24 protein-coding genes are annotated in these 19980 nt (G+C 55.1%); 17 read left to right on the plus strand and 7 right to left on the minus strand.

All coding sequences use genetic code 11. The annotated features are described in order from the left end of the window. Positions 1–33: 33 nt before the first annotated feature. The 7 genes from FYJ63_RS06075 (at position 34) to FYJ63_RS06105 (ending at position 4000) form a co-directional block, all read left to right on the plus strand. Positions 34–315, plus strand: coding sequence for a VRR-NUC domain-containing protein (locus FYJ63_RS06075; protein ID WP_154544801.1), 282 nt, complete (start codon positions 34–36; stop codon positions 313–315). Further along, entirely contained in the window at positions 296–1648 is a 1353-nt protein-coding gene (locus tag FYJ63_RS06080) for a DEAD/DEAH box helicase (protein WP_154544803.1), read from the plus strand. The genes FYJ63_RS06075 and FYJ63_RS06080 overlap by 20 nt, the downstream gene beginning before the upstream one ends. Continuing rightward, positions 1648–1872, plus strand: coding sequence for a hypothetical protein (locus FYJ63_RS06085; RefSeq protein WP_009242858.1), 225 nt, complete (start codon positions 1648–1650; stop codon positions 1870–1872). The genes FYJ63_RS06080 and FYJ63_RS06085 overlap by 1 nt, the downstream gene beginning before the upstream one ends. Beyond that, positions 1869–2297, plus strand: a complete 429-nt coding sequence (locus FYJ63_RS06090) for an RNA polymerase sigma factor sigma-70 region 4 domain-containing protein (RefSeq protein WP_154544805.1) — start codon at positions 1869–1871, stop codon at positions 2295–2297. The genes FYJ63_RS06085 and FYJ63_RS06090 overlap by 4 nt, the downstream gene beginning before the upstream one ends. 162 nt (positions 2298–2459) lie before the next feature. Next, positions 2460–2807 carry an HNH endonuclease gene (locus FYJ63_RS06095; RefSeq protein ID WP_118475213.1) on the plus strand — a complete coding sequence of 116 codons (348 nt, stop codon included), beginning with the start codon at positions 2460–2462 and terminating at the stop codon, positions 2805–2807. Positions 2808–2923: 116 nt separating this feature from the next. Next, positions 2924–3505: a P27 family phage terminase small subunit gene (locus FYJ63_RS06100; protein ID WP_009242861.1), complete on the plus strand. Its 582-nt coding sequence runs from the start codon at positions 2924–2926 to the stop codon at positions 3503–3505. Next, positions 3506–4000, plus strand: a complete 495-nt coding sequence (locus tag FYJ63_RS06105) for a ParB/Srx family N-terminal domain-containing protein (RefSeq protein WP_229770016.1) — start codon at positions 3506–3508, stop codon at positions 3998–4000. A gap of 134 nt (positions 4001–4134) precedes the next feature. Here FYJ63_RS06105 and FYJ63_RS06115 read toward each other — a convergent pair whose 3' ends face one another. Then, entirely contained in the window at positions 4135–4641 is a 507-nt protein-coding gene (locus FYJ63_RS06115) for a helix-turn-helix domain-containing protein (RefSeq protein WP_154544807.1), read from the minus strand. A 291-nt stretch (positions 4642–4932) separates the two neighbouring features. Then, positions 4933–6093: a class I SAM-dependent methyltransferase gene (locus tag FYJ63_RS06120; protein ID WP_154544902.1), complete on the minus strand. Its 1161-nt coding sequence runs from the start codon at positions 6091–6093 to the stop codon at positions 4933–4935. A 129-nt stretch (positions 6094–6222) separates the two neighbouring features. Between FYJ63_RS06120 and FYJ63_RS06125 the strand changes: the two genes are divergently transcribed. Beyond that, on the plus strand, positions 6223–7488 hold the full coding sequence (locus tag FYJ63_RS06125; RefSeq protein ID WP_154544809.1) for an alpha/beta fold hydrolase: 1266 nt from the start codon (positions 6223–6225) through the stop codon (positions 7486–7488). Positions 7489–7493: 5 nt separating this feature from the next. On the opposite strand, the gene FYJ63_RS06130 is transcribed toward FYJ63_RS06125, so the two are convergent. Beyond that, the gene (locus tag FYJ63_RS06130; RefSeq protein ID WP_154544811.1) at positions 7494–7913 is read right to left on the minus strand and encodes a Fur family transcriptional regulator; all 420 of its coding nucleotides are present in this window, start codon (positions 7911–7913) and stop codon (positions 7494–7496) included. Between the two features lie 128 nt (positions 7914–8041). On the opposite strand from FYJ63_RS06130, the gene FYJ63_RS06135 reads away from it, so the two are divergent. The 3 genes from FYJ63_RS06135 (at position 8042) to FYJ63_RS06145 (ending at position 10941) form a co-directional block, all read left to right on the plus strand. Continuing rightward, positions 8042–9094, plus strand: coding sequence for a metal ABC transporter solute-binding protein, Zn/Mn family (locus FYJ63_RS06135; RefSeq protein WP_154544813.1), 1053 nt, complete (start codon positions 8042–8044; stop codon positions 9092–9094). Positions 9095–9262: 168 nt separating this feature from the next. Continuing rightward, positions 9263–10096 (plus strand): metal ABC transporter ATP-binding protein, encoded by an 834-nt coding sequence (locus FYJ63_RS06140; protein ID WP_154544815.1) that lies wholly within the window; start codon positions 9263–9265, stop codon positions 10094–10096. Next, a complete protein-coding gene (locus FYJ63_RS06145) occupies positions 10096–10941 on the plus strand; it encodes a metal ABC transporter permease (protein ID WP_154544817.1) in 846 nt (281 codons plus the stop codon). Before FYJ63_RS06140 ends, FYJ63_RS06145 begins: the two co-directional genes overlap by 1 nt. A 68-nt stretch (positions 10942–11009) precedes the next feature. On the opposite strand, the gene FYJ63_RS06150 is transcribed toward FYJ63_RS06145, so the two are convergent. Both FYJ63_RS06150 and FYJ63_RS06155 read right to left on the minus strand, forming a co-directional pair. After that, positions 11010–11840, minus strand: coding sequence for a hypothetical protein (locus FYJ63_RS06150; protein WP_154544819.1), 831 nt, complete (start codon positions 11838–11840; stop codon positions 11010–11012). Positions 11841–11921: 81 nt separating this feature from the next. Continuing rightward, positions 11922–12584, minus strand: a complete 663-nt coding sequence (locus FYJ63_RS06155) for a hypothetical protein (protein ID WP_154544821.1) — start codon at positions 12582–12584, stop codon at positions 11922–11924. Between the two features lie 408 nt (positions 12585–12992). On the opposite strand from FYJ63_RS06155, the gene recA reads away from it, so the two are divergent. The 6 genes from recA to FYJ63_RS06185 all read left to right on the plus strand — a co-directional run bounded on the left by recA (position 12993) and on the right by FYJ63_RS06185 (position 17331). Further along, positions 12993–14138, plus strand: coding sequence for a recombinase RecA (gene recA / locus FYJ63_RS06160; RefSeq protein ID WP_154544823.1), 1146 nt, complete (start codon positions 12993–12995; stop codon positions 14136–14138). After that, positions 14135–14668, plus strand: coding sequence for a regulatory protein RecX (locus FYJ63_RS06165; protein WP_154544825.1), 534 nt, complete (start codon positions 14135–14137; stop codon positions 14666–14668). Before recA ends, FYJ63_RS06165 begins: the two co-directional genes overlap by 4 nt. Beyond that, a complete protein-coding gene (locus FYJ63_RS06170) occupies positions 14668–15285 on the plus strand; it encodes a CinA family protein (protein ID WP_154544836.1) in 618 nt (205 codons plus the stop codon). The genes FYJ63_RS06165 and FYJ63_RS06170 overlap by 1 nt, the downstream gene beginning before the upstream one ends. Positions 15286–15337: 52 nt before the next feature. Then, on the plus strand, positions 15338–15535 hold the full coding sequence (locus tag FYJ63_RS11495) for a type II toxin-antitoxin system HicA family toxin (protein WP_154544838.1): 198 nt from the start codon (positions 15338–15340) through the stop codon (positions 15533–15535). Beyond that, the gene (locus tag FYJ63_RS06180; protein WP_154544840.1) at positions 15532–15909 is read left to right on the plus strand and encodes a HicB family toxin-antitoxin system; all 378 of its coding nucleotides are present in this window, start codon (positions 15532–15534) and stop codon (positions 15907–15909) included. Before FYJ63_RS11495 ends, FYJ63_RS06180 begins: the two co-directional genes overlap by 4 nt. Positions 15910–16218: 309 nt before the next feature. Further along, on the plus strand, positions 16219–17331 hold the full coding sequence (locus FYJ63_RS06185) for an oxidoreductase (protein WP_154544842.1): 1113 nt from the start codon (positions 16219–16221) through the stop codon (positions 17329–17331). A gap of 128 nt (positions 17332–17459) precedes the next feature. Here the strand turns inward: FYJ63_RS06185 and FYJ63_RS06190 are convergent, their stop codons facing one another. Further along, complete coding sequence (locus tag FYJ63_RS06190) at positions 17460–18233, minus strand: hypothetical protein (RefSeq protein WP_154544844.1); 774 nt, start codon at positions 18231–18233, stop codon at positions 17460–17462. Positions 18234–18302: 69 nt separating this feature from the next. Beyond that, entirely contained in the window at positions 18303–19916 is a 1614-nt protein-coding gene (locus FYJ63_RS06195; RefSeq protein WP_287847073.1) for an ABC-F family ATP-binding cassette domain-containing protein, read from the minus strand. Positions 19917–19980 lie beyond the last annotated feature (64 nt).

Here is a 19980-nt window from a genome sequence, read left to right on the forward strand (position 1 = left end):
ACCCCTGAAATTAACGCCTGACGGAGGTTTGCAATGATAGAAAAACAGATAGAAAACAAGTTAACTATTGCGGTAAAAAAGAACGGCGGCATTGCCCTTAAGCTGGTGTGTCCGTCTTTCGCAGGAATGCCCGACCGCTTGATCTTACTCCCTGACGGCCATATCGGCTTCGCGGAGCTGAAGGCACCCGGCAAAAAGCCACGCCCTCTCCAGCTCTCACGCCACAGGTTGCTGCGGGAGATGGGCTTTGCGGTATATGTCATTGACGATCCGGAGCAGATTGGAGGGATGATCGATGAACTTCAATCCACATGATTATCAGTACTATGCCATCCGCTATATTGAAAAGCACCCTGTGGCCGCAGTCCTTTTAGATATGGGGCTTGGCAAGACGATCATCAGCCTGACGGCAGTATATGACCTGTTATTTGACAGCTTCGAAGTGCATCGCGTGTTAGTGGTAGCTCCCTTAAGAGTCGCCCGCGATACATGGCCAGCAGAAATCCAGAAATGGGAGCACCTAAGAGGTCTTACCTATGCGGTCGCAGTCGGGACACCGAAGGAGCGAAAAGCCGCCCTCATGCAGCAAGCGGATATCACGATCATCAACCGTGAAAACCTGCAGTGGCTCATTGACGAGTCCGGCTCTCCCTTTGACTTCGATATGGTGATTATCGATGAGCTGTCATCCTTCAAAAATCACAAATCCAAGCGCTTTAAGTCGCTGATGAAGGTACGGCCACGGATTCACCGGATTATCGGGCTCACAGGCACTCCTTCCTCCAACGGTCTCATGGATCTGTGGGCAGAGTTTAAAGTGCTGGATATGGGCGAGCGCCTCGGACGCTTTATCACACAGTACCGGACAAATTACTTCATGCCGGACAAGAGAAACGGCGAGATCATCTACTCCTATAAGCCGTTGCCCTATGCGGAGGATGCCATCTATCGGAGGATCTCGGATATCACGATTTCCATGAAATCTACCGACCATCTGAAGATGCCGGAGCTGGTTTCAACAGAATATGAAGTGCAGCTTTCCGACTCTGAGCGCAGCCGTTATGAGGATTTGAAACAGGAGCTCATATTGCAGCTCCCTGATGGTGAGGTGACTGCTGCCAATGCCGCATCGCTTACGGGCAAGCTCTCACAGCTCGCAAACGGCGCCATTTATGCCGATACCGGTGAGGTCATCGAGTTCCACGATAGGAAGCTGGACGCTTTGGAGGATATTATCGAGGCCGCCAATGAAAAACCGCTTCTTGTGGCCTACTGGTTCCGACATGACCTAAGCCGCATCAAGAACCGCTTCAATGTTCGGGAGATCAAGACCAGCCGCGATATTGCTGACTGGAATGCGGGAAAGATTCCTGTAGCAGTCATCCATCCGGCCTCTGCCGGTCACGGTTTGAACCTTCAGGCCGGAGGCTCCACCCTTGTGTGGTTCGGCCTTACATGGTCTCTGGAATTATATCAGCAGACCAACGCCCGTCTCTGGCGGCAAGGTCAAGAATCCGGCACTGTGGTGATCCAGCACATTATTACCAAGGGCACCATCGACGAAAGGATCGTAAAGGCGCTATCCAAGAAAGAAATGACGCAGACCGCACTGATTGACGCGGTCAAGGCTGACCTTGAGGTGGTGTGATGACCGATCCTTATGAAAATCTCGCCAATGCCATCGTGCTGCAGGCAGTGAAGGATTACCGGGACGCCCTGAAGCGCCTGAAAAAGAAACCCGGTAATCAAGCCGCCATGTCGGATGCAATGGAGTGTGAACGGTTCTTCCGCTCCGGCTGGTACAAGGCCTTAACGAGTGTAGACGGCGAGTATCTCATACAAAAACTACGAGAGGAGGCGAAGTCCTTATGACAGTAAAAGAATATCTCCATCAGGCCTACCGCCTTGATCAGAGAATCAAGTCCGACACGATAGAAGCACAAAACCTGCGTGAGATGGCAGGCAGCGTGTCGGCTATCCAATATGATAAAGACCGCGTGCAGACATCACGTAATACCGAAGCACCATTTGTCCGGACGCTTGAGAAACTGTGGACACTGGAAAAGAAAATCGCCGGTGAGCTGGAAATGCTATCAGACCTCAAGAAACAGATACGGGAGGTCATTGAGGCAGTTCCTGATACCGACGAGCGCATGGTACTCAAGTACCGGTACATCCATAACTATACGTGGGAGCAAATCGGGATGGAGCTCTGTGCAGATGCCCGTACCATTCGCCGCTGGCATGGCAAGGCACTCCTTCATGTGACGCTTCCGGATGATCCGATTATCATTTGAAATGCGCCCGAAATGTCCTGCTTTGTCCTAAGATGTCCACCCGTCCTTTATGATAGTATATAATCAGCAAAACAAAATAAAGAACAGCTGCACACGCAGCACACGAGCCTTGCGGGAACACCCTGCAGGGCTTTCTTTATGCCCTGAAAGGAGGCACGGCTTATGCCAAGAAAACCACAACGACCGTGCCGCTATCCCGGATGTCCACACCTTACGGACGGCGTTTATTGTGAAGAGCACGCAAAGATCATGGATCAACACTACGAGAAGTTTCAGCGCGGCTACTCTACCGGCAAACGCTACGGCAGAGCATGGAAACGAATCCGTGACCGCTACGTTCACAAGCACCCGCTTTGTGAGCAGTGCTTAAAGGAAGGACGCTACGTCGCGGTCGAGGAAGTCCACCACATCGTGCCGCTTGCTGACGGAGGATCGAATGACGAGTCCAACCTTATGAGTCTTTGTCGTTCGTGTCACGAGAAGATTCACCGCGAGCGAGGCGACCGGTAGGGCGGTCAAAATCTCTACGACCCTTTTCCCCGGAAAACGGCGCGGGGTCTTTTACACAAAAATTGCAATTCAAACAGGGTATTAAACCCTGCACCACAGAAATGGAAGTGATCGACATGGCGAAAGACGGAACCTATCGCGGCGGGCGGCGTGTCAAAGCTGGCTCCAAGCCGGACGCCCTCGCCGACAAAATAATGAAAGGCGCACCTGCAAAGCGTATGGAGCTGCCGGACTTCACCGAAGACATGACCGACTTCGATGTTGACGACATCGGTGACGGCGTAGAGTTGGAAGGTATGGATATGCCAAGTCCGGACGATTACCTCTCTGCTCTGCAGAAGGACGGCAAGCCCCTCGGCGCAGATGAAATCTATAAGGAAACATGGCTGTGGCTCAAGGAACGCGGCTGCGAGAGGCTGGTAAACAAGCGCCTGCTCGAAAGCTACTCTGAGGCCTTTGCCCGGTATATCCAGTGTTCCGAAGCGGTCAGCAAATACGGAATGCTCGGAAAGCACCCTACCACCGGCGCTGCCATTGCGAGCCCTTTCACACAGCTTTTGATGAACTTTCAGAAGCAGGCCAACCTGCTCTGGTATGAGATTTACGACATTGTGAAGCAAAACTGCACCGAGCCCTTTGAGGGCAGCCCGCAGGACAGCGTGATGGAGCAGCTGCTTCGAAGCAGGAGGAATATGTAAATGAACACACAGAAATTGGAACAGGTACCTATTGATAAGCTGGTGCCCTATGCCCGGAATGCCCGGACACATAGTAAAGAACAGATCGCACAGCTCCGCGCTTCTCTCAGGGAGTTCGGCTTTGTGAGTCCTGCGGTCATTGACGCAGATTATAACATCCTCGTCGGCCACGGTCGCATTACGGCTGCCCGCGAGGAAGGATATGAAACCGTGCCCTGCGTTTTTGCCGAGAACCTGACGGAAGCACAAAAGCGTGCGTATATCCTTGCGGACAATCAGCTGGCGCTCAACGCAGGCTGGGATGAGGAAATGCTGTCGGTCGAATTGTCTGATCTGCAGGATCAGTCCTTTGACCTATCTCTCCTTGGCTTTGATGCCAGTGAACTGGACAAGCTGCTCGGCAAGGACTGCCTGAGTCATGCCCTGTTCCTTCCTGCAGGATGCTATGAATTTTCCAATTTTGATTTGATCCATATCGGGCACCTCCTTTCATGACTCAAGCATAGCCGGTATCATCATATTTTTACACGAACCGTAGGTTGATTTCCTGCAACTCTACCGCTGGTTGAGTCCGGTAAAGTGCGCTCCCCGCCGCCGATGATGGCAGTGTGGGAGCTTTGGTGTGTCAGTTAGTTACCTATTCCATCATAGGCATTACGTTCAACATAAGCCATCATGGTATTGTTTCTCCATGCGTGTGCAACGGCAATCAGCAGAGGAGTAATCGAAACAAGTATCACATTATTAATCAAAATACCGGCTATGAACACAGCTATGATACAAATCCCGATGAATACCATAATAGCAATGTGCTCTTTCAGCCATTTCTTCTTGAAGAACTCTATTTTATCCTTCAATGAGAAGCTGCTGGCTTTGATAACCTGTGTCAGATTCTCCTCTGCGGCCTCCTTGTACTCATCATCGGTTAATCTCTTTCCACTAAGAATTTCATTGACACTAACACTAAAAAGTTCTCCTAAAACCAGCATCACATCTGCAGGTGGCAGATATACTCCTGTTTCCCATCGGGAGACTGTTTTATTAGTGACTCCGATTTTTTCTCCGAGTTGCTCTTGCGTCAGACCTTTCTCTTTTCGAAGATCCGCTATAAATTTACCTGTTTTCATAAGATCCATATGACCCACCTCCTGAGAAAAGCATAGCGAATCTCCACCAAATTGTCTTTACCATAAACAGCGAATTGCTGGACATTTCATTTCCAACCATCGCACTGACATCTATCTCACAGCCACAACTCCCCAACATCTAACTCGGCAACTCAACATAGTGACATCTATCGTGGCAACTCAACTCTCACACTTTTTGAGCCGGATTGCCCTTGGATAAGTTACCGAGAAGCGTTTTGTCTGTCCGATGCCAAATTTGCCCGATTGCCCGAAAACCGCAGTATTACTGGGCTTTCGCGCCTATTTCCCTTTGACCTTTGACATCAATACTACCGTCTCAACGTGTCGCGTGTGGGGGAACATGTCGATAAGTCTAGCATCCTTGAGTCGGTAGGAACGCATCCGTTGGAGATCCGAGACGAGGGTGGGCTGGTAACAGGAAGAATAGATTACGTGGGGAATTCCGGATTTCTCCATCCACTTGGCGAGTTCCGAGCCGAGCCCACGCCGCGGCGGATTCACGACGACAAGGTCTGGGGTTTCGAGATGTTTTTGGTTCTTTATCCATTTGGTAGCGTCGGCGGTGATGAAGTGGGGTGTGGATTCAACAAGGGTTTGCCCATTTTCCGGCACATCCTTTGCAGAATGCGCCTCCCCACCGGACTCGCTTGCTGACGCCTTCGCGCCCTCAATCGCAGCCCCGGCCATCTCCACTCCAGTTACCTTCGCCTCTGTTGCGGAGCCAACCGCGAAAGCGAACCCGCCCACTCCACAATAGAGATCCCAGGCGGTTTGGGGCTGGATCGTCCCCGCCCAGGTAGCGGCTTGCTGGTACATAGTCAAGGCGGCAGCCGTATTGGTTTGGAAAAAGGCGTTCGGGGCTAGTCTTAGCTCAGCGCCAACCCCGGGCATCTTCAAAAAGCGCTCATCGCTCAGGAGAATCTCCTCCTGACCGGCGAGAAGCGCGGCATGTTCCGGCTGAATGTTGACCGAAAAAACCTCTAAATGGGGAAGTACCTCTCGGAGCTCCGCCCAAGTGTTTTTCACCCGATTCAGCGCCGCCTTGGAGCGCAACACGAGGCGAATCATGAGCTCACCTTCCGGATTGGAAGTAATCTGGACGTTTTTGACTTCCCCTTTATCGGCCTCGATTTGGTAGGGACGGACGCCGAGGCGTGTCAGGTAATCCCGAAGAGGCGCGAAAGCGGCGCGGATAGACTCCGGGTAAAGCGGGCAATCCTCGAGGTCAACGCCCCGAGGATGCTTCGAAGTGGGAGCAAGCCCGAGTCGAATATCCTTCTTCGACCCGCTCACAATCATTTTTGCCTTATTGCGAAACGCAGTCTGAGGAGAGCTAAAAGGTTCCAGCCAGGTAATTTGCTGACCTTTACCGAAAGGGGAGAGGACCTGCCTCGTGTGGCGGAGTTTCCCCTGAAGCTGCGCGTTATAGGGCATCCCCATCAAATCGCAGGACCGGCACTTTCCGGCGCTAAAATACTTGCATCTCACCGACTCAGTCTAAACGGATGGGACTGAGACCTGAAACTTCGGGAACAAGTGGTAGGAAAACTGACAAGTTAGGATAGGACTATGTTGGATGAGACAAAATTTTTGCCCGCGTTGAAACTTCGCGAGATTACTTTGGAAGTGCCCCTGGACCACACGGAACCGCAGGGGAGAAAAATCGAAGTGTTCGCTCGGATCGTGACCGGCGAAGACGGCGCGAATAAACCGTTCCTGTTGTTTTTGCAAGGGGGTCCCGGGAACGAGGATCCGCGTCCGGCGCTATACCCGAACCCGAATCCGAACTGGCTGCCGCGGGCATTGGAGGATTTCCAAGTTGTGATGCTCGACCAACGCGGAACGGGGAGGTCCACCCCAGTTTCGGCGGATCCGACCACCGGTGCTTTGGCCGGTTTGGACGCGACCGCGCAGGCCGAATACCTGACTCACCTGCGGGCCGATGAGATTGTCAATGACGCGGAGGCTTTGCGAGCCTACCTCGGGGTGGAGCGCTGGACTTTGCTCGGACAGTCTTTCGGAGGTTTTACTTCGGTTCACTATCTCTGTTCTCACCCCGAGGCGCTGGCGGGAGCCATCTTGACCGGAGGTCTTACCGCGGTGGGTCACTCCATTGAAGACGTCTATTCCGAGACTTGGCAGATAATGACCGAGAAGTCCGAGAAATACTATCGGGAATTCCCGGAAGACCGCGACAAAGTGCGCCGAGTGGCGGAACTCTGCGCGGAAGGCAAGTTGACCTTGCCAAACGGCGATACGGTCAGTCCCGAGCGGTGGCGCACGGTTGGAATCACAATTGGGATGCAAGGCGGGATGCAGCGGCTCCACAATTTGCTCGACCATGACCCGCTCTCGGCGGCTTTCCGCCACGACCTCGGCGCGGCCTTACCTTTCGGGGGACGAAACCCAGTCTATGCGATTTTGCACGAGTCGTCCTATGCTGATGGGGTGGCAACTCGCTGGGCCGCGGAACGAACCATGCCCGCGGAGGTCAAGCAGGATCCGACCCTGCTCGGTGGGGAACACCTTCACCGCTCACTATTTTTGGAGGACTCTGAGCTCTCTGGGCTTCGCGAGGCGGCAGATTTGGTGGCCGACCACGTCTGGAACCGGCTCTATTCCGCGGAAGCCTTGGCTGCGGCGCAAGTTCCGGTGGCGGCAGTGGCATATTTTCAAGATGCCTATGTGCCGCTGAAGTTTTCGCTCGAAACCGCCCAGATGATGGCGGATTGCCGACTGTGGGTGACCTCGGAATATGAACACAATGGCCTGCGCCAAGATGTGCGGGTTCTGGATAGACTGATTGACCTACTCCAGGGGCGCATCCGGCAATAGGCTTGTTATTGCTGGCTTTCTTCGCCGCAGTCTGCGCACAGTCCAGTCAGCTCCACGACGTGCTCAATGTCGGAGTAGCCATTTTTGCGAGCCAGTTCGCCCAAAGTTTCCTCCAGCCCCTTGAGCTGGAATTCTTCGGTTTTTCCGCAGTTTCGACAAACTAGATGGTGGTGGTGATGCGCGACCCCGCATTCGCGATACATCATGGTGCCATCAGGGGAGCGGAGCTGGTCAAGCACGCCGGAGGCGGCTAATGAAGCCAGGTTTCGATAGACCGTGGCTAGGCCGACGGTTTCACCGGCGGTTTTCAATTTAGTGAACACATCAGCCGCGGAGAGAAAATCTTTTTCCCCGCGGACAGCATGTAAAACCGCATCAAGCTGGCGGGTTTTCCGTTGTCTGGGCTGGGTTTCCTTCACAGTCATCCTCTCTATTTTCTCTATTGTCGCGCGTTTTGACATTTAGTGCCACTTAGATGATAATGAGAACGATTCGCAATAAGAAGTAAATGAGTTTTCTGCTCTGTTCTCAAAACTCAAACTGAAAGGAAATCATGAAATTCAAGAGTGCAGGAGCCCTCGTCAGTGCCGCTTTCCTAACAGCGGGCCTCTCCGGATGTGCCACCAACAGCGGAGCGTCCGGTGGAGCCGCCAAGGCCGAAGCCGATAATGCTGGCAAGCCCATTGTTTACACCTCAACCGATGTTTGGGCCAGTGTCGCCAAGGCTGTGACGGGTGATCTCGCGGAAGTGAAGACCTCCATCGACCAGCCGAATCAAGATCCGCACTCCTATGAAGTTTCCGTGAAAGACAAGCAACTTGTCAATGATGCCTCCGTGGTGATTGTCAACGGTGGCGGTTACGACGATTGGGCCATTCAGTTAGCTGATTCAGCAAAGGCCAAACCGGCTGTTTTGAACGCGGTTGAAATTTCGGGTATTGACTGTGAAACAGCAGAAGAGGATGCCCACGAACACGGCGACGATGAGGAACATGCGGGAGAAACAGATGAGCACGATCACGAAAATGAGGCAACTGAGAAAAATGATGATCACGCTGAGGACGCTCACGCCGGACACCACCACTGCGCGGTGAATGAACACGTGTTCTACGACCTGGATACCGTCTCAGATGTGGCCGAAAAACTGGCTGAATCTTTGGGTAAGACCGATAAAACCAACGCAAAGGCCTACCGGACTAATGCCAAAGCCTTTGAAGCCAAGCTCGATGCCCTGGAAGAAAAAGCAGATGCTATTGAAGAGCGTGGTGAAAAGCATTCTTTGGCAACCGAGCCCCTAGCAAACTACCTTTTGGAGGATGCTGGAGTTCACGACATCACTCCGGCTGCCTATGTAGAACAGTCTGAAACAGAATCCGGCCCGAGCGTGAAGACCCAGGCAGAGACGAAGGCTCTCCTCACGCAAGGCAAAGTTGATGTGCTCTTGGTGAATGCCCAAACGGAAGATCCCGTGTCGAAGGCGCTCCAAGACGAAGCCAAAGCGAAGGGCATTCCCTTGGTGACCATGAATGAAACTTTGGCTGGAGCCAGCGACTACGTGTCTTGGATTGGGGATGCGCTCGACCAATTGGATGCGGCGCTGAAGTAATTGCCGAAATCCAGGCAGCCCCAAACTCACGGGATTCCAGATTCCTGGGTTGAGAAATTTGGATTATCTGGGGAGTTTTTCGACACCAGAGCCCCGAAAACCGCGATGTTGTCGAAAAACTCCCCGGATATTTCCGGCAGGCAATATTAAAGAGAGAATCGAGCAGTTTTGGACTTGCTGAAAATCAATAATCTCGCCCTGAGCTACGGCGGCAGAGAGGTGTTCCACGACCTCAATCTGGAGGTGGCGCCCGGGGATATCGTCGGGATTCTGGGACAAAATGGTGCCGGAAAAACCACGCTCCTCAAAGCGGTGTTGGGGGAAGTGAAACCGGCGGCTGGCACGGTGAGCCTCAGTCAAGGGGCAAGAGTCTCCTACCTTCCCCAGCACGGACGTTTCCCGCGCAGCGCCCAAATCCGCGGTCGCGACGTGGTTTATCTGGGTCTTGAAGGGGCGAAACTCGGATTTTGGAACCAACCTGGGGCCTCGAAACGGATTCAGAAGGCAATCGAGGCGGTGGGAGCCGAATCCTACGCGGATGCCCCGATTAACCTGCTCTCCGGCGGGGAGCTACAGCGATTGCGGATAGCTGCTGCCATCGTGAGTGAACCCGAGATTCTCCTGGCCGATGAGCCCCTGGCCTCACTAGACATCAAGCACCAGGGCGAAATCGTGGAGATTTTCGAACGTCTCAGCCAACAAGGCACCGCCATCCTTCTCGTCACCCACGAGTTGAATCCGGTCGAAAAACTGCTCGACAAGGTGGTTTACATCGCTTTAGGTCGCGCCGCCGTGGGGACTGTGAATGAAGTCATGTCGAGCGAAGTCCTCACTAGGCTCTATGGAGAAACCGTTGAGGTTGTGAAGATTGGCGGCAACTTCTTCGTCTTGGGCGGAGAATCCGGTAATCAGTTTGCTGAAGAGGCCCTCCATGGTCACCACCATGCTGGCCACTTCGAATCCGCGGAACGCCCTCACAACCCGAAAGAAGCAGGTCACTAATGGATGTCATCATCAACTTCGACGGTTTTTTTGAACTCCTCCCGCTGGTCCAAGAATCCCTGATTGCGGCGGCCATTCTCGCCGTGGTGGCCGGACTGCTGTCCCCCCTGGTGCAACTTAGAGACGCAGCTTTCGCAGTACACGGGACTTCCGAGCTTTCCTTCGCGGGAGCCTCGGTCGCGCTGTTCCTGGGAGCGAGTGTTACCGGCGGAGCCCTCGTCGGCTCGGTAGTGGCAGCACTCCTGATGAGCGCAACTTACACCAAGCGCTGGGGGACAAACGCGCTTATCGGCGTGCTGCTGCCTTTCGGACTCGGTATCGGGGTGCTGTTTTTGTCCCTTTATAAAGGGCGGTCCTCGAATAAATTTGGCCTCTTGACCGGCCAAATCGTTTCGGTCGATACGAACCAACTCGCGGTTTTTGCTGCGGTTGGTTTCCTCGTGGTCTTGACCTTGGCGCTGTTTGGGAGACGACTCTACTACGCGGCGGTGGATCCGGCGGTGGCTTTCACCAAAGGGGTGTCCCCGCGCGTGATGAACCTCTTGTTCATGGTCATCTTGGGCCTGGTGGTGGCCTTGGCGGTGCAAATGGTTGGGGCACTCTTGGTGCTGTCGCTGTTGATTACCCCGGGGGCCGCCGCGGCCAGAGTCAGCGCGAACCCGTATCACCAACACGCCCTCGCGGTTATCTTTGCGCTCATCTCGGCTCTCGGCGGCATCCTGCTCTCGCTGGGTCCGGGTCTCCCGATTTCGCCCTATATCACGACGATTTCTTTCCTTATCTTCCTGATTTGCTGGCTAGCCGGTCGCGTCCAAAACGAAACCACTTGGTCAAAACGCAAATGAGTTATGGACAGGGGTAGGTCTTTCGGCTCAGTTTTGCCCTTTGCTGTCGGCAAGGTTTCTAAACGTCCCTAGGCAGCCAACACCGTTGGGGTAAAATCCGGAGCCACGGTTTCAACTGCCACGGAAGCATCGCGGAAAGCCTGGATTTGCGCCCGAGCCACGGCCTGGGTCGGATGTTTGCCCTCTTGCACCAGTTGCATTTGCCGAATCCAGAACTGGCCTTCCTCCAGGCGCTTCCCCCAAACCTCGGCCTCGGCGGCTTTACGCTCGTGCTTGGCCTTGCGAGCCTCCTCTAGGTGATGTTTGGCATCAACGGCTTTATCCTGCGCTTCTTCGAGGCGGCGCTGTTTCGCAGCAGCCAGTGCCTCCCGAGCCTTTTCCTCGGCTTTACGCTCAGCAATTTCTTCCTTGCGTTCCTGACGAATTTTGGCGGAGCGTTCCTCCGCTTCTTTGCGGGCAAGCTTGGCTTCTTCGGCGTGCATCTTGTTGGCATTTGCTGAAGCCATCAGAGCCTTGTGGCTCAGCTCGGCGGCCTTCTCCTCGTCGCCCATCGCGGCAGCCTCCTTGGCCTGTTGGGCATAGGCTAGGGCTTGGCTTTCATATGCTCCGGCCGTGGAGGCGGCGTGGCGGGAACTTCCGGCAGAGCCAGCGCCTTTGAAAGACTCCAGGGCGCTGGATTCGCGCTTTGCCTTTCTCGCCGCGGCATCGTTTTGCTTCTTAAGTTCTTGGTTCAACGCCTGGTTACGGTCGAAAGTGTCGAGAGCATTGAGAGTTTCTTCGCCCCTTTTAGTGAGGGTGCCAGCGGAGCGAGCAAAAGAGCGAATGGACGCACGCTGCTGGACCCCCAGGGTGAGGTGAGTACTCATCCCGAGCACAGACGTGCCAAAAGTGATGCCCATTTCGCCCTCCGTGGCTGTGAGACTATGTCGCCATCCTGGCAACACTCATTTACTTCGGCAAGGAGAGCCAAAATAGTAGGATTACTGAACTTCTTGGAGCTGTTGGGTCCAGAAGATGGCCTGAGCCATTTGTAGCCTCACGAGACGAGATTCCGCCTCATCCTGTTTAGCTTCGATCTTCCTGGATTCCTCGGCGGTTTGGGAATCCGTCGGTGCGGCACCGAGAGGAGTGGCGGTGTTGTCGTTTTCGATGGCATAAGGTGGGGTCGGCGCGATGGCAGTCTTGGTTTTCTCCGCTTTCTCAACTTGTTCTGCTTTTTCTTCTTTCGCAGTCTGAGCCAAGCGCTGGGCCTCCGCTTGGGCCTCGCGGGCTTCCTTAGCCGCTAAAGACATTTCAATCCCGCGCATGGCCTGAGCCTGCTGGCGAGCTTGGGCTGCTTTGGCGCGCAACTGCTGAGGGTTGCCGTTCTGGGTGCTTTCCGCAGCGCGCGCTTGTTCAAGATACTGTGCGGCCTGAGCCTCAAATCCTACCGCCAGCGCCGCGGCTTCGGCGGAAGTTGTGGGGCGACGCGACTGAACCGAGGAAGAAACAATGGAGGCGCCGTCAGCCGAGGGGACTGAAATCGCAATGGTCTTCGTTTCGTCTTCGGAGAAGGATTCGGAGGCGGAGGATTTTTGGGTCGCGCCAGTTTGCGAGATGTCACGGTACATCCCGTAGCTCGTCAAACCGACGCTGAGGCTCATCTTCCCTCCCTGGACTTCTTGTGTCGTTTTCCTCGCGACATTCGTTTAATTCGGCAAGGGAAGAGAGGATTTTAGGAGTTAACGGAGGGTAAAGAAAATACATAAGCTAGGTAATTCTTTTGAAAATTTTCGCGGATTCTTAGGCTTTGGTGGCGAGCGCGCCTGTGACTTAGTGGCGGTTTTCTAGGGATTTTTGGAGGCGTGCGGCGTGTCGCAAGATTCGAACGCGTGTTCGATATAATGTTTTCCACAGGTGACGAAAATTGGCGTTTTCCACATGGTGCAAGATAGCCGATTTTTCACGCGGGAGGTTGCGCGTAGTCTCATCTTGAAGGCCTCGGAGAGGGGCTGGAGCAGACAACCTGGATAATCGGGCAGCGGCGAGCTGCGGACAAGAAAGGCAAAATAATGGCGAAAAACGAACGGGCGAAGGCTCTGGAAACGGCCCTCGGTCAGATCGACAAGCAATTCGGTAAAGGCTCCGTGATGCGACTGGGGGATTCCGCGGTCAACAAGAGCATTTCGGTGATTCCGACCGGTTCTATTGCGCTGGATGTGGCGCTGGGAATCGGTGGTTTACCGCGCGGACGTATTGTAGAAATTTACGGTCCGGAGTCTTCGGGTAAGACTACGGTGGCGCTCCATGCGGTGGCGAGTGCGCAAAAGGCCGGCGGCAATGCGGCATTTATTGATGCGGAACACGCCCTCGATCCGGTGTATGCCCAAAATCTCGGGGTGGATATTGATAACTTGCTCGTGAGCCAACCCGACACCGGTGAACAGGCTCTCGAAATCGCGGATATGCTGATTCGCTCGGGCGGGCTCGACATTATCGTCATTGACTCTGTGGCGGCTCTCGTTCCGAAGGCGGAAATCGAGGGCGACATGGGGGATTCTCATGTCGGCTTGCAGGCGCGTTTGATGAGTCAGGCTTTGCGTAAGCTCACCGGCGCCTTGTCCGCGACGGGAACCACTGCGATTTTCATCAACCAACTGCGCGAAAAGATTGGTGTCTTCTTCGGCTCTCCGGAGACAACCACCGGCGGTAAAGCGCTCAAATTCTATGCTTCGGTGCGAATCGATGTGCGACGGATTGAAACTTTGAAGAACGGTACCGATGCGGTAGGGAACCGAACTCGTGCCAAGATTGTCAAGAACAAGATGGCTCCGCCTTTCCGTCAGGCAGAATTCGATATCGTCTACGGTGAGGGTATCTCCCGTGAAGGAAGCCTGATTGACCTCGGGGTGGAGTCTGACGTGATTACGAAGTCCGGAGCCTGGTTCACCTACGGGGAACTTCAACTGGGGCAGGGGAAAGAAAATGTCCGGAAGTTCTTGAAGGATAACCCTGAACTCGCCGATGAGATTGAAAACAAGATTCTTATTGCCATGGGAATTCGTGAAGATCCCAACGCTTCGGCGGAGGATACCGCCGGGGATGACGCGACCGAGAGCGCAGCCGATGAAACTGGCGAAGCCAAGATTGCTGTCGTTATGGATGAGACGGAAAACGAGAGCGCTAGTACTGCGAAGAAGATGCGGAAAGCCTCATGAGCCTACATTTAGTCGCCTCGGCAGCCAATGAGGCTGCCGAGGCGGGGCTAAATCTCTTAGACCGCCGTGCCGTGACCGAATCGCAGATGCGGGAGTACCTCGCGGAAAAAGGGTTCACTTCCGAAGCAGTGGAAGAAGCCGTGACGCTCTTCGGAGCTCGGGGGTGGTTAGATGACCACGATTACGCTACTGAACTCGTCCGGCAGCGGGCGGGAAAAGCCGGATTGTCGCGGGCGAAGCTCCGCGCCGACATGGAAAAACGGGGGCTCGAGACTGGGACCGTGGAGGCTGCGTTGAGGGCGCTCGACGAAGAGTCGCCCGACTGGGAAACGGCTAACGCGCGGGCTTTGCTGGCTGGAAAACTCACCTCGGCGCGCCGTGGCCTTGATATTGGCTCGCGCGAGGGACGGGCTAAATTACAGGCGAAACTCTGGCGTTATCTCGCCTCCCGCGGCTTTGATTCGGGTCTGGTGGGAATGCTGGTTCGCGAAACTATGGAAGAACTGAAAGAACTTGAAAGCGAAAACTGATGAATAATCCATATGCTGCGGCGATGAGCGGGGAGGGGAGCGCCCGCAATATTGATACTTTACTTTCCTCCGAGCGGGCGCATTCTGAAAGTGGAGGCTCCTTGGGTCGTTTTGAGACAGAAAAATCCGCGCCTTTGCTGATTGACTGGATGCGTGAGCTCGGCTTGAGGCTTGCCTGTGCGGAATCTCTCACCGGTGGCATGATTGCCTCGACCCTGGTCGGGGTACCGGGCGCTTCTGACGTACTGAATGGCGGGGTCGTGACCTATGCCGATGCGATGAAAACCAAGGTGCTCGGCGTAGACGCGGACTTATTGGACGAAAAAACGGCTTATTCGCCAGAGTGCGCCATGTCAATGGCGGCCGGTGCCTTGCAGCTTTTTGATGCCGATGTGGCAGTTTCCTCCACGGGGGTAGCCGGGCCGGAATCTGACTTGGGCGTGCCTGCCGGAACCGGTTTTCTTGGTTGTGCTACCCCTTACACCATGCAGGTTTGGCCCATAACCGTTCCGGGGGAGCGCACCCGCCAAGAAATTCGCGAAGCCTTTACCCGCGGCGCCATCGCCCTGGTTTTGCGAACCCTCATCCACGACCGCGACAAAGGCCACTATGAGTGACACTTTCTGTCTAGTTCTGTTGCCTTATTGTGTCAAATAGATTAGGATTAAAATGGTCGCTGCGCAAGACACTCGCCGTGTTGTGAAGTTGCTGCGTAAAGCGGGTTGGAAGCCAATCCGGCACGCGGGTTCGCATACGACCTGGGAATCTCCCACTGGGGTGAAATTTACCCTGGCAGATGGGCACAAAACAATCAGCGCAGGAGTTTACCGAGAGCTGTTGAAAGTAATGGAGGGGAGTGGGCAATGAAAAAGAAAACCTACCGACTGAATGTGAAGCGCGAAGGCGATTTCTGGCTGGTTTCTGTTCCGGAGATCTCTGGACTCACCCAAGCCCGCAACTTTGCAGAAGTCGAGACGATGGCTCAGGAATATATTTCCCTTGTTAGCGAAACCAAACCAGATAAGTTCGACGTCGTGATTGGCGAGATTCTCGTCGACGGTTCCGACGCGCCGTCCCTTGCCCTGGAGGCTCGTTCCCAAGCCAGCGCTGCCGAAACTCGCGCCCAGGACCTCACTCTCAAGGCTGTCAACACCATGAAATGCGCCGGTCTTTCCACGCGGGAAATCGGGGCAGTGCTCGGTCTGTCCCACCAGCGCGTGGCCCAACTCCTCGCAGCTTGAACACAATTATTGGTCTTACGAAGAGACAGTTTCAGAAGTGAATCCTGTTCGCTTGGAGTGAAACGCAAGCGGAAGAGGGCGTGAATGGCATTTTGTGCATTGAATCCCCCAAAAAGAGAATCACGCGTGCACGAATGTACGGCGTGAAGACCGCGGACTCGTTATGAAAAAAATGAAAACGCTTTGAGCAGGCAATTCATCCAAAGCAAATTTGGCGCCAGGAGAAAATCACCATTACACCGTACATTCGTGCAAGCAATCACCCCAAAGTGAGGATGAAATTCCTGAAACCCAAGTAGAATTGAAGGTATGTCGCGACTGTTTGAACCGTATGAGCTGCACGGGGTGAAATTCCGCAACCGCCTGTGGATGCCGCCAATGTGCCAGTTCACAGCCTCTTCGGAAGGTCCGAGCGCTGGCTGGCCCAATGATTGGCATGAGGTTCACTACGGGGCTCGCGCTGCCGGAGGTGTCGGGGCTGTCATCGTTGAGGCCACCGCAGTGAGTCCTGAAGGGCGTATCAGCCCTTTCGACTTGATGCTGGATCGGGATGAAAAGATTCCCGGTTTCGCGCGACTGGCAAATCTCATTAAAGAAGGCGGGGCGGTTGCCGGAATCCAAATCTCTCACGCGGGACGCAAAGCCTCCGCCTCCCCCTCCGGCACCCCGTTGGCTCCGGAAAATTCGACTCTCGGTGGGATTGGCTGGCAGACCGTGGCTCCGAGCCCCCTGCCATTCACGCCTCGCCACGAGCCTCCACGCGAGCTAACCCTTGCCGAAATCAAAAAAATCCAAACCCAGTTTATAGAAGCCACTCGTCGTGCCCTCGATGCGGGATTCGAGTTTGTGGAGCTCCACGGCGCTCACGGTTATTTGCTGCACCAATTCCTTTCTCCCCTGACCAACCACCGCGTGGACGAGTATGGGGGAGACCTTGAGGGACGCTTCCGGTTTTGGAAAGAAATCGTCGTCATGATTCGCGGGGAATTGGGCAATAAGTTTCCCCTGCTGATGCGGATTTCCGCGACAAACTGGCTTCCCCAAGCGCAGTTCGAAATGCGCCGCGATGTGACCTTGGAGGACTGGGGAAAAATCGTGACCGAACTGGCGAGACTCGGGGTGGACTTTATAGACGTTTCCACCGGCGGCCTTGTCGACGGGGTGACAGTTCCGGAAGCCCCTGGCTACCAGGTCAAATATGCTTCTGAAATCCAAAACCGCGGGCCGCTACCGGTTTCCGCCGTCGGGATGATTACCGAGCCCGCTCAAGCGGAACAGATTCTCGTCACCGGAGGAGCCAGCGTTGTCGAAGTCGGCCGGCCTTTATTGACTGATCCGTCCTTACCGCTGGCTTGGGCGACGCGGCTGGGCGACGAGGCGCCGGTTCCGGAACCTTACACTCGGGGCACCCCGAGAATCTGAGACTTCGCGCCGCGAGGCGAAGCTCCCGTCCCTAACCCAGGAGAATATCGCCCGTAGTGGCAGTGCGAGCCAAATTCTCATGGGTTTGGACCCCGACCCCGGCGTGACGTTGAGAAAAACGGAGGCCCCTAGCCTTTGGCGACCAAGGCTTGACCAAGGTGAGTCACGAGATTCTGTAAATCCGCCTTCGCGGCAGCAGCGTCCTTCTCTGGCTCCTTCCCATCGAAGTAAACGCGCAGGTCAAGGTTGCCAACCCGCTGGAAAATTCCAACCTCTGTAAAACTCGAGCCACCGCTGGGGGAAGCCGTCAAGGTAGTCATGAGACCATCAGTGGCGCCTTCAAGCGGGAAGGCTTTGGCACTCATCTTGAATTGGGTGACTTCACCGGCCTTGCCGTCAGTTCCCGGAACCGTCACAGTGTAACTGGGGCAAGTCTCGGCTAGGGCTTGCTGGGTCTGGCTGGGTTCTCCAGCCTCCTCCACTGCGGGATGAGAGCGCAACTGGACCCGAATTGTGGTGGCATTGCCTGCGGAAACCCCTTGAGAGAAAGCCGCGGGAAGTTCCGAGTTGTCCTTATAGGTTTCCAGAAGCTTTTGTTGACAGTTCGCGGGATCAAAGGTAGCGGCCTGGATCAACTCCGTGCCCTGCTGGTCAGCCAGTCGCATCGTCCCCACGGTCTCGGCATCGATGACTTTCGGGCTCAATCCGCCAATCTCGGCTCCGCTCAACAGCACCCCGAGATTCGGACCTGAAAAATTCTTCACCATCGAGGGAATCTCGCCCTTCTTGGCCTCATATTGTCCCATCGGGTCAGCCGAAGTTGCCTTGGTCCCACAACCAGCCAGTGCCGAGGCGGCCATCAGCAAGGCCGCACCCCCGGTCAATACGCGAGTGGTTTTCATCCTCTTCCTTTACTTATCCGAGTTCTTGTCCGAATTCTTATCCGAAACCGATTCTCCCAGTCTAGCGGCTTAGTCGGCTTCCACGAGTTCCAGGTACTCGTCATCGTCCCACAAATCCTCATCCCCATCTGGCAGCAGTAGCACCCTCTCGGGGGAAAGCGCCTGCACCGCGCCAGGGTCGTGGGTGACGAGAACCACCGCACCCTCGTAGCTCGCCAAAGACTTCAAGATTTCTTCCCGCGAGGCCGGGTCGAGGTTATTGGTCGGTTCATCAAGGAGCAGCACATTGGCCCCGCTCATCACCAGGGTCGCTAAAGCAAGTCGGGTTTTCTCCCCGCCTGACAAGACCCCGGTCGGTTTATCCGCATCCGACCCGGAAAACAAGAACTGGCCAAGGAGAGAGCGCAGTTCGGTATCATTCAACCCCGGCGCGACCGCCTGGAGATTTTCCACGACCGTTAACGCGTTATCGAGAGTTTCGTGCTCCTGGGCATAATAGCCGAGTTTGAGCCCGTGGCCAGCGATGACTTCTCCAGTGTCGGGCTCTTCGAGACCTGCCAAGAGCCGCAGGAGCGTCGTCTTGCCCGCGCCGTTGAACCCCAAAACCACAACCTTGGCTCCGCGATCCACCGCTAAAGACAGGTCGGTAAAGACCTCTAAGGAACCGTAGGATTTAGACAAGCCTTCGGCAGTGAGAGGAACTTTTCCGCAAGGCGCGGGCTTGGGAAACGCGAGTTTCGCGACCTTTTCACGAGGTCCTTCGGCTTGGGTGTTTTCGAGCAATGCCTCCGCGCGGCGCAGCATTTGCTGGGCGGCAACGGCCTTGGTGGCTTTGGCATGGAGGCGTTCTCCCTGTTCACGCAGGGAAGCGGCTTTCTTTTCCGCCACGGCCCGCTCGCGTTTCCGACGCGCTTCGTCTTCGGCGCGAGCCTTCAAATACGCCTTCCACCCGAGGTGATAGGTGTCTACCTGTCCGCGCAGGGCATCCAGAAACATGACCTGATTCACCGTCTCGTCAAGGAGTTTCACATTGTGGGAAATCACCAAGAAGCCGCCGGAAAATGAACGTAAAAAGCCGCGCAGCCACATTATCGAATCGTGATCAAGGTGGTTCGTGGGTTCATCTAGGAGCAGTGTGTCGGCTCCGGAAAACAGGACGCGAGCCAGCTCCACGCGGCGGCGCTGTCCGCCGGATAGAGTCCCGAGTTTTTGGGCCATGGTCTTATTGTCGATGCCGAGGTTGGCGGCAATCTGGGCGGCCTCAGAGGCGGCAGCATAACCGCCGGAGACATGGAATTCCTGGTCGAGGCGAACATATTTTTCCATCGCCTTTTGCTGTTTTTCTCCGGTTTCAGCACTCATCGCCATCTCGGCTTTCCGGATTCGCGCCTCAATCTTGTCAAGACCCCTAACCGAAAGAATATGGTCGCGAACAATCTGGTCGGGGTCTACCTCTCCGGGGTCTTGGGGGAGATACCCGGGGGTGCTGGTTCGAGAGACGCTACCCTCCACCTGGATGGCGTCGGGAAGTCCGGTTCCGGACAGGAGTCGCATCAACGTGGTTTTTCCCGCCCCGTTTCGCCCCACCAAACCAATCCGCATTCCCTTGTTTACCTGGAAAGATGCGTCATGCAACAGTACGCGGTCAGCAATCCGCAGCGTCAATCCGGTGGCAGTAATCACCTAAAGAGTTTAGCCGCAACTCGTGTTCATCCGGAAAAAATGGTGGCTCTGGTGGCTCTAGGCC

Source organism: Mobiluncus porci, assembly GCF_009695935.1.
In the GTDB taxonomy this organism is placed as follows: Bacteria; Actinomycetota; Actinomycetes; order Actinomycetales; family Actinomycetaceae; genus Mobiluncus; species Mobiluncus porci.

What these genes read in the sequence shown, in the direction of transcription:
- FYJ63_RS06075 (WP_154544801.1), top strand. Translation starts at nt 34, where the DNA reads ATGATAGAAAAACAGATAGAAAACAAGTTAACTATTGCGGTAAAAAAG.
- FYJ63_RS06080 (WP_154544803.1), top strand. Translation starts at nt 296, where the DNA reads ATGAACTTCAATCCACATGATTATCAGTACTATGCCATCCGCTATATT.
- FYJ63_RS06085 (WP_009242858.1), top strand. Translation starts at nt 1,648, where the DNA reads ATGACCGATCCTTATGAAAATCTCGCCAATGCCATCGTGCTGCAGGCA.
- FYJ63_RS06090 (WP_154544805.1), top strand. Translation starts at nt 1,869, where the DNA reads ATGACAGTAAAAGAATATCTCCATCAGGCCTACCGCCTTGATCAGAGA.
- FYJ63_RS06095 (WP_118475213.1), top strand. Translation starts at nt 2,460, where the DNA reads ATGCCAAGAAAACCACAACGACCGTGCCGCTATCCCGGATGTCCACAC.
- FYJ63_RS06100 (WP_009242861.1), top strand. Translation starts at nt 2,924, where the DNA reads ATGGCGAAAGACGGAACCTATCGCGGCGGGCGGCGTGTCAAAGCTGGC.
- FYJ63_RS06105 (WP_229770016.1), top strand. Translation starts at nt 3,506, where the DNA reads ATGAACACACAGAAATTGGAACAGGTACCTATTGATAAGCTGGTGCCC.
- FYJ63_RS06115 (WP_154544807.1), bottom strand. Translation starts at nt 4,641, where the DNA reads ATGGATCTTATGAAAACAGGTAAATTTATAGCGGATCTTCGAAAAGAG.
- FYJ63_RS06120 (WP_154544902.1), bottom strand. Translation starts at nt 6,093, where the DNA reads ATGGGGATGCCCTATAACGCGCAGCTTCAGGGGAAACTCCGCCACACG.
- FYJ63_RS06125 (WP_154544809.1), top strand. Translation starts at nt 6,223, where the DNA reads ATGTTGGATGAGACAAAATTTTTGCCCGCGTTGAAACTTCGCGAGATT.
- FYJ63_RS06130 (WP_154544811.1), bottom strand. Translation starts at nt 7,913, where the DNA reads ATGACTGTGAAGGAAACCCAGCCCAGACAACGGAAAACCCGCCAGCTT.
- FYJ63_RS06135 (WP_154544813.1), top strand. Translation starts at nt 8,042, where the DNA reads ATGAAATTCAAGAGTGCAGGAGCCCTCGTCAGTGCCGCTTTCCTAACA.
- FYJ63_RS06145 (WP_154544817.1), top strand. Translation starts at nt 10,096, where the DNA reads ATGGATGTCATCATCAACTTCGACGGTTTTTTTGAACTCCTCCCGCTG.
- FYJ63_RS06150 (WP_154544819.1), bottom strand. Translation starts at nt 11,840, where the DNA reads ATGGGCATCACTTTTGGCACGTCTGTGCTCGGGATGAGTACTCACCTC.
- FYJ63_RS06155 (WP_154544821.1), bottom strand. Translation starts at nt 12,584, where the DNA reads ATGAGCCTCAGCGTCGGTTTGACGAGCTACGGGATGTACCGTGACATC.
- recA (WP_154544823.1), top strand. Translation starts at nt 12,993, where the DNA reads ATGGCGAAAAACGAACGGGCGAAGGCTCTGGAAACGGCCCTCGGTCAG.
- FYJ63_RS06165 (WP_154544825.1), top strand. Translation starts at nt 14,135, where the DNA reads ATGAGCCTACATTTAGTCGCCTCGGCAGCCAATGAGGCTGCCGAGGCG.
- FYJ63_RS06170 (WP_154544836.1), top strand. Translation starts at nt 14,668, where the DNA reads ATGAATAATCCATATGCTGCGGCGATGAGCGGGGAGGGGAGCGCCCGC.
- FYJ63_RS11495 (WP_154544838.1), top strand. Translation starts at nt 15,338, where the DNA reads ATGGTCGCTGCGCAAGACACTCGCCGTGTTGTGAAGTTGCTGCGTAAA.
- FYJ63_RS06180 (WP_154544840.1), top strand. Translation starts at nt 15,532, where the DNA reads ATGAAAAAGAAAACCTACCGACTGAATGTGAAGCGCGAAGGCGATTTC.
- FYJ63_RS06185 (WP_154544842.1), top strand. Translation starts at nt 16,219, where the DNA reads ATGTCGCGACTGTTTGAACCGTATGAGCTGCACGGGGTGAAATTCCGC.
- FYJ63_RS06190 (WP_154544844.1), bottom strand. Translation starts at nt 18,233, where the DNA reads ATGAAAACCACTCGCGTATTGACCGGGGGTGCGGCCTTGCTGATGGCC.